Below are 11,883 nucleotides of genomic sequence, written 5' to 3' on the forward strand. Positions count from 1 at the left end.
CCGGACGTGACGCCCTCCCGGAGCACTGACCGGACGCGTTCACGGCGGGGCTGCAGAACGCGGGTCTGGTAGACCTCGAACAGCTCAGGGTGGCTGCGCGCATACGCGACCATGCGCGGCATGATCCGCCCGCTCACCGTCTCCGGGGACCTCGTGCGGATCTGCTCGAGCAGCGCGACGAGCCGGTCGCGCAGCGACCCCGCCGTCGGGACCGGGGGCAGCTCCTCGTTGACCGACGACAGCGCATCGGCGACGAGCACGTCCTTGTTCGCCCACCGGCGGTACACGGTCGTCTTGCCGACGCACGCGCGGGCAGCCACCGCCTCGACGGTCAGCGCGGTGTAGCCCTCGTCGACCAGCAGATCGAGGGTGGCCTGGATGATGGCCCGGTCGACCTCCGCGCTTCGCGGTCGACCGGGCCGCGCACAGCCTTCGTTCATGGCAGCTCGGGGGCCGCCTCGGGCACCGGGTGGACCGCCTCCTCCCGACGACCCTCCAAGGGCGCGGCGGCCTCCCAGGCGGCCGTCTCCGCCGTCGCCGGCAGCCGCAGCTGGATCACGACGAGGGCGGCGAGGGTCATGAGGCCGGAGAGGATCGCTGCCCAGTGCAGCGCATGCAGGAAGGCGGTCGTCGCGGCGTCGAAGAGCTGCTGTCCCGCGGTGCCGCCGACCTGGCCGGCGACGACCGCCGCGCTCTGGATGTCGTCGAGAGCCGCCTTGCGCGCGTCCGACGGCAGCGCGGTGACCGCGGGGCTGAGCTTGTTGGAGTACATCGTCGCGACCACTGACGAGACCACGGCGACGCCGAGCGCCGCACCGACCTGCCGGACGGTGTTCTGGACCGCGGAGCCGGCACCCGAACGCTGCGGCGGGGTGGCGAGCGTCATGCGCGTGGTGCAGGGCGCGATCGTGATGCCGAGCCCGAGTCCGAGGAAGAAGTTGGTCAGCAGCAGCCCCCAGACCGGTGTGGTCGTGGAGTACTGCGTGATGACGACGTACACGATGGTCACCAAAGACAAGCCCGCCGTGATGACCGTCCGCGCCCCGAACCTCGCGACCAGCTTCTGGGTACGTGGGGCCCCCAGGATCTGACCGATCGCCACCGGCAGGACGAACAGGCCGGCTTTCAAGGGCGACCACCCACGGACGGTCTGCAGGTAGAACGTGAGGAACACCAGCGAGCCCGACATCGCCGCGAACGCGAGGGACACGGCGGTGAGCGGAGCCACGAAGCTGCGGATCCGGAACAGGCTGAGGTCGAGCGAGGGGTGGTCGCTGTTCTTCTCGATGAGGATGAACCAGGTCAGCAGGACGAGCCCCAGCACGATCGGCACCGACACGGTCCACAGCAGCCAGTCCTGGGTGTCACCGCCGTGCAGGATGCCGTACGTCAGCAGCAGCAGGCCCCCGATGGACAGCACGACGCCCGCGGGATCGAGCCTGCCCGGCTTGGGGTTCTTTGTCTCGGGCACCAGCATGGTGATCGCGATGAGCCCGACCACGACGATGGGCACGTTGATGAGGAAGACGGAGCCCCACCAGAAGTGCTCGATGAGGAAGCCGCCGAGCACCGGGCCGATGGCCACCGCCGCGCCGACCGCCGCGGCCCAGAGGCCGATCGCTCGGCCGCGCTCGCGCGGCGGGAAGACGACGGTGATGATCGACAGCGTCACGGGGAGCACGGAGGCCCCGGCGGCGCCCATCAGGCCGCGGAAGAGGATCAGCTGGAGCGGCGTCTGCGCGTAGGCCGTGAGCAGCGAGGCGGCGCCGAAGAAGCTGAGTCCGATGAGGAGGATGCGCTTGCGCCCATACCGGTCGCCGAGGACGCCCCACGTGAACAGCAGGGCGGCGAACATGCACGAGTAGGCGTTGATCGACCAGATCAGCTGCTCCTGCGTGGCGTCGAGCTCGCGCGCGATCGTCGGGAGCGCGACGTTGAGCACCGTGTTGTCGAGCACCACGACGAGCAGGCTGATGACGAGCACGCCGAGGATCGCCCACCGCCGGGGGTTGAGGTCCTCCTCGGTCGGCGCGGTCGCGGGCTGGGCCATGGGATCGTCCTCCTGTCGGATTTCGATACGCAAGCGTAGCGGAAGTCCCGGACGGCGGCCACTCCGCCCGGAGACGACGCTGGGACCACCTGCATGTGCGAGACTGGAGACCTCGTACGGGGACCCCGCGAGGGGCCTCGAGATGGGAGTTCCCAATGGCCGACCCGGCCGGGGCCGACGCCCCCGCGCGCGCAGAGCGTGCCGCCACCCCCACCACCACCCTCTACGGCGCTGCGTCCAGCCGGCGCGTCAGCATCCGTGACCTCGCGGCCGCGAAGGCCGCGGGCGAGCGCTGGCCGATGCTGACCGCCTACGACGCCCTCACCGCGGGCGTCTTCGACGAGGCCGGGATCCCCGTGCTGCTCGTCGGTGACTCCGCGTCGATGGTCGTCTACGGCCACGACTCGACGCTGCCGGTCGAGGTCGACGAGCTGCTGCCACTCGTGGCGGCCGTCATCCGGGGAACGCGCCGCGCCATGGTGGTCGCGGACCTCCCCTTCGGCTCGTACCAGGCCTCACCCCAGCAGGCGCTCGAGACGGCCGCCCGCTTCATGAAGGTCGGCGCTCACGCGGTGAAGCTCGAAGGCGGCTCCCGGGCGGTGCCCCAGGTCGAGGCTCTCGTGTCCGCGGGCATCCCGGTGATGGCCCACGTCGGGCTGACCCCGCAGTCGGTGAACGTCCTCGGTGGCTACCGGGTCCAGGGCCGTGGCGAGGCGGGCGACCGTCTGCTGCAGGACGCCAAGGCCCTCCAGCACGCCGGTGCCTTCGCGGTGGTGCTCGAGGTCGTTCCCGACGACCTCGCGCGCCGGGTGACCGACTCCCTCGACATCCCGACGATCGGCATCGGCGCGGGCAACGGCACCGACGCGCAGGTCCTCGTCTGGCAGGACCTGGTCGGGCTCACCCCGGGACCCGGGGCGAAGTTCGTGCGCCGCTACGCCGACCTGCGCGGCTATCTGACCTCGGCCGTGCAGGCCTGGGCGGGGGACGTCGTGTCCGGCGCCTACCCCGACGAGGCGCACACCTATCACTGAGACGAGCCGAGACCACGGCGCTTCCTTACCCGCGCCGGGCGACACGCGCCCGTTCGGGGGACGGGTCCGGGACGCCGGCTCAGAGACCGGCACCATGGACCCGTGGACGCCGCCAGGGTCGCCGCCCTCCGTGAGTTGCTGGCGAGCACGTCGTGGGTCGAACGCACCCGTGGCTTCGCTCGCACCATGCGGACCTCGACGACCCTGCCCTCCGGCCTGCTCCTCGTCGGTACGCCCGACGACGAGCCGTGGCACCTGACCGCGCACCTCAGCGACGAGGCACAGCTGGCGAACCTGCCGCAGATGCGACCCACCCTCATCCGCTGGCAGGCCGAGCCGGACGCCCCCGCCCACCTGGCCGTGACCGTGCAGCGCCTCGAGCACGCCACCCGCGGCGAGACCGTGGTCGTGGTGGCGGAGGAGGACGCACCTGAAGGGCTGCTCCAACGCGCATGGGACGCCCGCAAGGCGGGTGCGACCGTGCTTTCTCTCGACGGCGGCGACACCGAGCTGCACGACGTGGCGCACGAGTCGCTGTCGGTGGTGACGAGCGATCTCGTCGAGGTGTCCTTCGACTCCGTGCAGCACCTGGTGAGCGCCGCTGTCGGTGAGGTCCCGGTGGGTTCGCGACGGGGCTTTCGCGACCGCCTCGGGCGCATGCTCGACACGATGACCGGCCCCCGCACCGGGCGCTGACACCCCGATATCGGAGGGCGGCGCACCGGGCTCGCACGGCAGGATGCTCGCTGTGAGCCTCGCTGACCTCTTCCGGCGAACGCGCATCGACACCACGCCGCTGCGCACGTCGCGCGACTTCCGGCTGCTGTTCGTCGGCGGTGCGGTCTCCTACCTCGGCTCGATGATCACCTTCGTCGCCCTCCCCTACCAGCTCAAGCAGCTCACCGGATCCTTCCTGCAGGTGGGCGCGCTCGGCGCCGTCGAGGTGGTCCCCCTCGTGGTCTGCGGCCTCTGGGGCGGCGCGCTCGCCGATGCGCTCGATCGACGTCGAGTGGTGCTCGCCACGGAGTTCGCGTTCACCATGCTCTCGGTCGGCCTCGTCGTGAACGCGATGCTCGCCAAGCCGCGCGTCTGGCCGTTGTACGCGTTCGGGTTCGTGGTGGCCGCCCTCGGCGGCCTTCAGCGACCCAGCCTCGAGGCGATGGTCCCGCGCATCGTCGCTCCGGACCAGCAAGGTGCAGCGGCTGCGCTCGCCTCAGTCCGCGGGACCATCGGGTCCTTGCTCGGACCCGCCATCGGTGGGCTGCTGGTCGCGACGGCCGGGCCGGCGACCGCGTACGCCGTCGACGTGGTGAGCTTCGCGTTCTCGCTCGCCTGCCTCGCCCTCATGAGGGCCACCCCTCCCCCGCCGGACGCCACGACGCCGTCGTTGCGATCGATCGCTGAGGGCATCGGGTACGCGTGGTCACGCAAGGACCTCCTGGGGACCTACGTCATCGACCTGTCAGCCATGTTCTTCGCCTTTCCCTTCGCCCTGTTCCCGTTCATCGCCGCCGACTTCCACGCGGTGTGGGCGCTCGGACTCCTCTACACCGCACCGGAGCTCGGTTCGCTGGTGATGTCGCTGACCTCAGGATGGAGCAACCGTGTTCATCACCACGGGCGGGCCATCGTCTACGCCGCATTCATCTGGGGCAGCGCGATCGGGCTGCTGTGGGTGGCTCACGACATCTGGGTCGTCCTCGTCCTGCTGTGCATCGCCGGGGGCGCTGACATGGTCAGCGCGCTCTTCCGGATGCAGATGTGGAACCAGACGATCCCCGACGAGCTGCGGGGACGTCTTGCCGGCATCGAGCTGTTGTCGTATTCCGTCGGACCGAGCCTCGGACAGACGCGGTCGGGTGTCGTCGCCCGTTACGCGGGGCTGCGCGCGTCGTTGGGTTCAGGCGGCGTTTCATGTTGCATCGCAACGGTTCTTCTGGCTATCTCGCTCCCTGCGTTGTGGGCCTACGACGTTCGCACGAGCCCTGAGGCGGCGGCTCGACGCAAGCAGGCCCACACCCTCGAAGGACTCGCCACACCGGGCTTCGAGCTCAATGCGTCGTAGGACACACTGTCGGAGAAACGACGCGTGAAGGTGCATTGCGCACTCGATCCGTGACACGCTTGTGTTCGCACAGGTCCGGCGACCGCCCGGACACATCGTCAGGAGGCATCAGTGCCCGCCAAGTACGTGCTCAGCAAGGACGACGCCGGCAAGTTCAGGTTCAAGCTCGTCGCAAGCAACGGGCAGACCATCGCCACGTCGGAGGCATACAACTCCAAGGTCGCCGCTCAGGGCGGCATCAACTCGCTTCGACGCAACGCAGGCTCGGCGGTCGACGACCAGACGGTCGCGAGCGCCGCGGCGACGCCGGCCAAGAAGGCCCCCGCGAAGCGCGCGGCCAAGAAGACGACCGCGCGCAGGGCTGCCGCCAAGAAGGCCCCGGCCAAGAAGGCTGCGCCCGCGAAGCGGGCAGCCGCTAAGAAGGCACCCGCCAAGCGGACGGCCCGAGCCGCCACCGCCACGAAGACGGCCAGGAAGGCTCCGGCGCGCAAGACCGCGGCGAGGAAGGCTCCGGCCAAGCTGGTCGCCGCCAAGAAGGCGCTGGCCAAGCGCGTTACTGCAGCCGAGAAGACCGCAGCCAAGCGAGTGGCCGCGAAGAAGACCGCCGTCAAGCGAACCGCCGCCAAGAAGGCTCCCGCCAAGCGGACCGCGGCGAAGAAGGCTCCGGCCAAGCGGACCGCGAGAAAGGCGCCCGCCAAGAAGGCCTGAGGCCACCCCCCAAGAGCCCCGCCGTCCCCTCAGGGAGGCGGGGCTCTTGCTGTCGCCCGCCTCTACACTGATCGGGTGCCGCTGTCACCGGGTCTGCTGTCGCCGATGCGGGCCGTCCCCGCGGACATCGAACGTCCGGAGTACGTCGGCCGCAAGGGTCCGCGGCCGTTCACCGGGTCCGAGGTCAAGAGCGCCGAGGTCATCGAGCGGATGCGCATCGCCGGGCGCATCGCGGCCCAGGCGCTCGCCGAGGTGGGTCGCCATGTCGCACCGGGAGTGACGACGGACGAGCTCGACCGCATCGGGCACGAGTTCCTCGTGGACCACGACGCCTATCCATCGACCCTCGGCTACAAGGGTTTTCCGAAGTCGCTGTGCACGAGCATCAACGAGGTCATCTGTCACGGGATCCCTGATACCACGCAGCTCGTCGAGGGCGACATCGTCAACGTCGACATCACCGCGTTCATCGGCGGCGTGCACGGGGACACCGACGCGACCTTCCTCGTCGGCGATGTCGACGATGAGTCGCGCTTGCTGGTCGAACGGACCCATGAGGCGATGATGCGAGGCATCAACGCGATCGCCCCGGGGCGCCGCATCAACGTCATCGGCCGGGTGATCGAGTCCTATGCCCGGCGGTTCGGCTACGGGGTGGTGCGGGACTTCACCGGCCACGGAGTCGGAGAGGCGTTCCACTCCGGTCTGGTCGTGCCGCACTACGACGACGGCCGCGCGACGACGGTCATGGAACCGGGGATGACCTTCACCGTCGAGCCCATGCTGACCCTAGGCACCATCGACTACCGCATCTGGGACGACGGCTGGACGGTGGTGACCAGCGACGGGAGGCGGACTGCCCAGTTCGAGCACACCGTGCTCGTCACGGACACCGGATCGGAGATCCTCACACTGCCGTGAGTCCCCCTACAGTGGGCGTATGACGACGAGAGCCTCGTCGACGTCGCCCTCGGGGGAGTCATCGACGGAAGCAGCCAAGACGTCCGGCAAGAGCCCCGCCACCCCGTCCACCGCGACGAAACGGGCCTCCATGACGGGCACGCCGACGACGAAGACGGCGACCCGAAAGACGGCGACCGACAACCCGACGACCACTGGCACTCCACGGAAGGCCAGCGCCTCGAAGTCGGCGCCCGCCCGTGGGACGAGCAACGGGCGGCCGTCCCGCGGTCGAGCACGTACCGGCCGGCAGGTCCCGGACGGGCCGACGATCCCCTCTCGCTGGCCGCCCGGGGTCAAGACCCTGGCCATCGACATCGGCGGGACCGGGCTGAAGGCATCCGTGCTGGACGCCCAGGGGCAGATGACGGTCGAGCGGGTCCGTGTGGAGACCCCGTACCCCTGCCCCCCTGACCTGCTCGTGAGCAAGCTGCTCGAGCTCGCCGCGCAGATGCCCCCGTTCGACCGCGTCTCGGTCGGCTTCCCCGGCCTGATCCGCAGCGGCCGGGTGATCATGGTGCCGTCCCTGTCCAGGCGCGTGCAGTCCGGTCCGCCCGACCCCGAGATGGTCGCCGCGTGGGCCCACTACCCCCTCGAGGAGCGGCTGCGCGAGGCGTTCGGCAAGCCGCTGCTGCTGGCCAACGACGCTGACGTGCAAGGCTGCGCCGTCATCAAGGGCAAGGGCTTCGAGCTCGTGCTCACCCTCGGCACCGGCCTCGGCTGCGCACTGTTCGAGGACGGGCGGCTGCTCCCGCACCTCGAGCTGCCGCACGGCCCCTTCCGCAACGGCCAGTCCTTCGAGGACCAGCTCGGCAACGCGGCCCGCAAGGCGGTGGGACCGGAACGCTGGAACTCGCGGCTGCGCCGTGCGCTCGAGGCCTTCGACACGATGCTGCGCTACGACCACGTCTACATCGGCGGCGGCAACGCCCGGAAGGTCACGGCGGACCTCGGGCCGCGTGTCACGGTCGTGGACAACAACGCGGGCATCCTCGGGGGCATCAAGCTGTGGGAGCGCCACGCGGCGACCCACAGGACATGAACGGTCTTCCCGCGTTCAACTACTCTGTTCCTGTGTCCGAACCCCGCTGGCTCGATGCCGACCAGCAGCAGGTCTGGCGGACGTGGCTGACCGCGCAGCTGCTGCTCGCCGAGGTCTTCGAGCACGACCTCAAGGCCACGAGTGGACTGTCCATGGCCGAGTACGAGGTGCTCGTACGTCTCTCCGAAGCGCCGGGCCGCCGGTTGCGGATGAGCGAGCTCGCGGCGCGCACCCTCGCCTCGCGCTCCCGCCTCTCGCACCAGGTCGCCCGCATGGAGGAGGAGGGCCTGGTCCGGCGCGAGGAGTGCGTGACGGACAAGCGCGGCTGGTGGGCGGTCCTCACCGACCACGGCTGGGAGGTCCTCGTCGCCGCCGCGCCCCACCACGTGGAGTCCGTCCGCCGGCACCTCGTCGACGTCTTCGACGAGGGCGAGTTCGACGAGCTGGGCCATCTCCTGGACAAGGTCGTGGAGCGTCTGCAGCCCGACGGATCTCGCCGGATCTGAGTCCTCACTACGCCGAACGGGTGAGCGCCGCGGTGTCCGCGCCGCCCGGCCCGCCTCAAGCGCCCGTCCCCGCCTGCCGATGCACGCGAGGACCGTCCAGCGCAGGGGGTGTGCATGAGCGGCACCGCGATCGCGGGCCGGGTGCGGCTGACCGAGCCGACACTCACGCGCGCCTTCTATGTCGTCTTTGCGGCCACCCTCACGGTCTTCGTCGTCTCGACCATCCCCGGCGTGCGCAGCCACCCCGGCTACAACCTGATCCTCGACGGCTGGCTCAACAACATCTGCTACATGTTGAGCCCGGTCCTGTGCTGGATCAGGGCCCGCAAGGCGACTGCGTACCAGTCGGCCTGGAAGGTGCTGGCCGTCGGCCTCGCGGTCTACGGGCTCGGAAACGTCTACTGGACGATCTTCGTACGTCCATTGGACCCGGAGCCGTTCCCGTCACCCGCCGATGCGCTGTGGCTGTCCTTCGGTGCGTTCGCCTTCGTGGCCCTGGTCCTCGTGGTGCGCGACATCGCCGACCGGGTCCCGCTGAGCCTCTGGCTGGACGGCGCGGTCGGCGGCCTCGCCGTGGGTGCCGTCTCCGCGGCGATCGTCGGCCCGGTCCTGTCGGTGACGGGAGGCAGCCCCTCGGCGGTCCTCACGACGTTGGCCTACCCGCTGCTGGACATCCTGCTGATGCTGGTCGTCACCGCCGTGCTCGCCATGTTCCACTGGCGGCCCCCGCGGGGGCTGTGGTTCTTCATGGGCGGGCTGATGCTGTTCGCCGTCGCCGACGGCGCCTACCTCATCATGACCGCGCACAACTCCTACCAGCCCGGCGGCCCGGACGACGCGATCTGGGTGCTGGCCACCGTGCTCATGGCGCTGGCTCCGGGATGGACCAAGGGGCCTACGGGCGTCGCCCTCCCCGCCTGGCTGCTGCTCGGCATCCCCATCGCAGCGACAGTCTGCTCGGTCGCCCTGCTGGTCTGGGGCACCGGAAAGGACCGCTATCTGCACCCGGTGGCGGTCTTCCTCGCCGCGGGAACTGTGGTCATGGCCATGGGACGCCTCATCGTGAGCTTCCGCGAGGTCTCCACCCTGGCCCACAGCCACCAGCTCGCCCTCACCGACGAGTTGACCGGCCTCGGGAACCGGCGCGCGTTCTATGAGCAGGTCGAGCGCCGGCTGAACGCGGCGCCGCACGTCGAGGGCGCGCTGCTGCTGCTCGACCTGGACCGCTTCAAGGAAGTGAACGACAGCCTCGGGCACCACGCTGGAGACAACCTTCTCTGCCACGTCTCGCAACGAATCGCCGGCTGCCTCATCGGCGTCAACGACGTCCTCGCCCGCCTGGGCGGGGACGAGTTCGCGGTCTTCCTCGTCGGTGTCGACGTCGACGCGGCCGAGCGGGTCGCCCAGCGCATCCACGACGCCCTCACCCCGCCGTTCTCCGTCGACGGCGTCACCGTCCGGGTCGAGGCGAGCATCGGCGTGTCGCTGGTGCCCGCCCACGGCCAGGAGGTCTCGACCCTGCTGCGCCGGGCGGACATCGCGATGTACCAGGCGAAGCAGCGTCGCATCGGACACTGGGTCTACAGCGCCGACAGCGACTCCACCGACGGCCAGGACCGGCTGCGGACCCTCGAGGAGCTTCGGGAGGCGGTCTACTCCCGTACCCTCACCGTGCACTACCAGCCGAAGGTCGACTCGAGGACCTCCGTGGTCCGAGGCGTGGAAGCCCTCGTCCGCTGGCAGCACCCCGTCCGCGGGCTGCTCTATCCGGCGGCGTTCCTGCCGCTCGCCGAGGACGCCGGCTTGATGCGCGAGCTGACGACCGCCGTGCTGGAGCAGTCGATGGACCAGGTCATGGAGTGGCGCCGTCAGGGACGGATGCTGACCGTCGCGGTGAACCTCTCGGCGTCGTCCCTGGTCGACCTGGAGCTGCCCGATCGGATCTGCTCGATCCTGTTCAACCGGAGGCTTCCGTCGGAGTGCCTCGAGCTGGAGATCACCGAGGACTTCCTCATGGGCGACCGGGAACGCGCACGGGAGATCCTCACGCAGCTGCGGGGCCTCGGCATCCGGGTCGCGGTCGACGACTTCGGGACCGGCTACAGCTCGCTGGCGTACCTGCGAGAGCTGCCGATCGACGAGCTCAAGCTCGACCGTTCCTTCGTGCAGCCGATGTCGGAAGACAGCCGGGCGGCCGCCATCGTGCGCTCCACCATCGGTCTCGCGCACTCCCTCGGCATGACGCTGGTCGCCGAGGGTGTCGAGGACGAGGCCACGGCCAGCCACCTCGCGTCCTCGGGCTGTGACGCCTCGCAGGGCTACTACTACGCGCGGCCGCTGCCCTCAGCGGAGCTCGAGGCCTGGCTCGACCGGCACGGGGCGCCCGCCCTCGCGACCCAGGCCACGCCGACGACCGCTGAAGAGATCGTTCCGTGAGCACCCTGCCCGCTGAGCGCAGCGGCCTCGACCGGCTGCACCAGGGCTTTGAGGTCGTGCAAGGACTTGGCTCGCTGCAGGCACTCGGTGACGACCTGGACCGGCTCACCTCGACGTGCGGCGCCTCCGCCACCGCCGGGCGGGCGTGGGTGTTCGCGACCGTGGCCGCCTCGTCCGACGCCCGGCCGTGGGCGGTGATCGTGCGCGGTGCGGACGGTGGTCTCACGGCCGCGGTGTTCCTCGTGACGATCCCCGGCCGAGCCGCGGACACCGTCTGGCTGGCGGGCAGCCTCATGGGCCACCGCAGTCCCATCCTCGCCGCCGACGAGGACGCCGCGCACCGGCTGGGCCTCGGCCTCATGCATGCCCTGGAAGCACGGACGCGGCGCGCGTGGATCGACCTCGGACCGGTGGACCCCTCGTCAGGTCACCTCGACGCGTTCTTGGCAGCCGCACCCGGGATCAGCGCCTTCCCGGTGGACCCCGTACCCGTCGTCCGGCGGCGGGGCAGCAGCGACGTGGACGACTACCTCTCCCCCGGCATGTCCCGCACGCTGCGCAAGGCGCGCAACCGCCTGCGAGGCGACGGGCGGACGAGCCGGATGGAGGCGACCCGGCTGCCCGACGAGATCCTCGGCCGGCTCCCCGAGCTCGACGCCTGCCACCGGGACCGCGACCACACCCAGGGACGGCTGAGCGACCTCGACGACCCCCGCAACCGGCGGATCTGGTTCGCGCGGCTGCGCCGCCTCGCCGCCGCCGGACTGCTGGAGCTGGCGACGATCAGCATCGACGACGACCTCGCGGCCTACGTCCTCGGGCTCGTCGACCGCGGTGTCTACCGGGTCCTGGAGGGTCACCTCGTGACCCGCTACGCGCGTTACGCTCCGGGCCGCCTGCTGGAGGCCGCGGTCGTCGACCGCGCGCTCAAGGACCCGACGCTCGGGACCGTTGACTGGATGACCTCGCGGGCGCCGGACCGCCTGCTGTGCAGCAACGACCTCGAACCCGTCGTGATGCTGCGTCTCGGGATGACCGCGCCCCGACCGGCCGACCCGCGGTACGAGATCTCCGGGTGACCC

Annotated in this window: 12 protein-coding genes; 9 read left to right on the plus strand and 3 right to left on the minus strand. The window is 70.5% G+C overall.

The window, feature by feature from the left end; genetic code table 11:
* Positions 1 to 440, minus strand: a 440-nt coding sequence (locus VMI11_05720; GenBank protein ID HTY71907.1) for a TetR/AcrR family transcriptional regulator, incomplete at its 3' end; no start/stop codon positions are given.
* Positions 437 to 2,050: an MFS transporter gene (locus VMI11_05725; GenBank protein HTY71908.1), complete on the minus strand. Its 1,614-nt coding sequence runs from the start codon at positions 2,048 to 2,050 to the stop codon at positions 437 to 439. The genes VMI11_05725 and VMI11_05720, both read right to left, overlap by 4 nt.
* 155 nt (positions 2,051 to 2,205) lie before the next feature.
* On the opposite strand from VMI11_05725, the gene panB reads away from it, so the two are divergent.
* The 5 genes from panB (at position 2,206) to map (ending at position 6,778) form a co-directional block, all read left to right on the plus strand.
* Positions 2,206 to 3,084 carry a 3-methyl-2-oxobutanoate hydroxymethyltransferase gene (gene panB, locus VMI11_05730; GenBank protein HTY71909.1) on the plus strand — a complete coding sequence of 293 codons (879 nt, stop codon included), beginning with the start codon at positions 2,206 to 2,208 and terminating at the stop codon, positions 3,082 to 3,084.
* 102 nt (positions 3,085 to 3,186) lie between these two features.
* Positions 3,187 to 3,780, plus strand: coding sequence for a hypothetical protein (locus VMI11_05735; protein ID HTY71910.1), 594 nt, complete (start codon positions 3,187 to 3,189; stop codon positions 3,778 to 3,780).
* Positions 3,781 to 3,832: 52 nt separating this feature from the next.
* The gene (locus tag VMI11_05740) at positions 3,833 to 5,149 is read left to right on the plus strand and encodes an MFS transporter (GenBank protein ID HTY71911.1); all 1,317 of its coding nucleotides are present in this window, start codon (positions 3,833 to 3,835) and stop codon (positions 5,147 to 5,149) included.
* A 111-nt stretch (positions 5,150 to 5,260) separates the two neighbouring features.
* A complete protein-coding gene (locus VMI11_05745) occupies positions 5,261 to 5,857 on the plus strand; it encodes a DUF1508 domain-containing protein (GenBank protein ID HTY71912.1) in 597 nt (198 codons plus the stop codon).
* Positions 5,858 to 5,962: 105 nt separating this feature from the next.
* Positions 5,963 to 6,778, plus strand: a complete 816-nt coding sequence (gene map, locus VMI11_05750; GenBank protein HTY71913.1) for a type I methionyl aminopeptidase — start codon at positions 5,963 to 5,965, stop codon at positions 6,776 to 6,778.
* 6 nt (positions 6,779 to 6,784) lie between these two features.
* Here the strand turns inward: map and VMI11_05755 are convergent, their stop codons facing one another.
* Entirely contained in the window at positions 6,785 to 7,129 is a 345-nt protein-coding gene (locus VMI11_05755; protein HTY71914.1) for a hypothetical protein, read from the minus strand.
* Between the two features lie 31 nt (positions 7,130 to 7,160).
* On the opposite strand from VMI11_05755, the gene VMI11_05760 reads away from it, so the two are divergent.
* The 4 genes from VMI11_05760 to VMI11_05775 all read left to right on the plus strand — a co-directional run bounded on the left by VMI11_05760 (position 7,161) and on the right by VMI11_05775 (position 11,880).
* A complete protein-coding gene (locus tag VMI11_05760; GenBank protein HTY71915.1) occupies positions 7,161 to 7,859 on the plus strand; it encodes an ROK family protein in 699 nt (232 codons plus the stop codon).
* Positions 7,860 to 7,891: 32 nt separating this feature from the next.
* Positions 7,892 to 8,365, plus strand: a complete 474-nt coding sequence (locus VMI11_05765; GenBank protein ID HTY71916.1) for a MarR family transcriptional regulator — start codon at positions 7,892 to 7,894, stop codon at positions 8,363 to 8,365.
* Between the two features lie 114 nt (positions 8,366 to 8,479).
* A complete protein-coding gene (locus VMI11_05770; protein HTY71917.1) occupies positions 8,480 to 10,801 on the plus strand; it encodes an EAL domain-containing protein in 2,322 nt (773 codons plus the stop codon).
* On the plus strand, positions 10,798 to 11,880 hold the full coding sequence (locus tag VMI11_05775) for a GNAT family N-acetyltransferase (GenBank protein ID HTY71918.1): 1,083 nt from the start codon (positions 10,798 to 10,800) through the stop codon (positions 11,878 to 11,880). Before VMI11_05770 ends, VMI11_05775 begins: the two co-directional genes overlap by 4 nt.
* Positions 11,881 to 11,883 lie beyond the last annotated feature (3 nt).

It is taken from the genome of Actinomycetes bacterium, from assembly GCA_035506535.1.
Classification (GTDB): Bacteria; Actinomycetota; Actinomycetes; order DATJPE01; family DATJPE01; genus DATJPE01.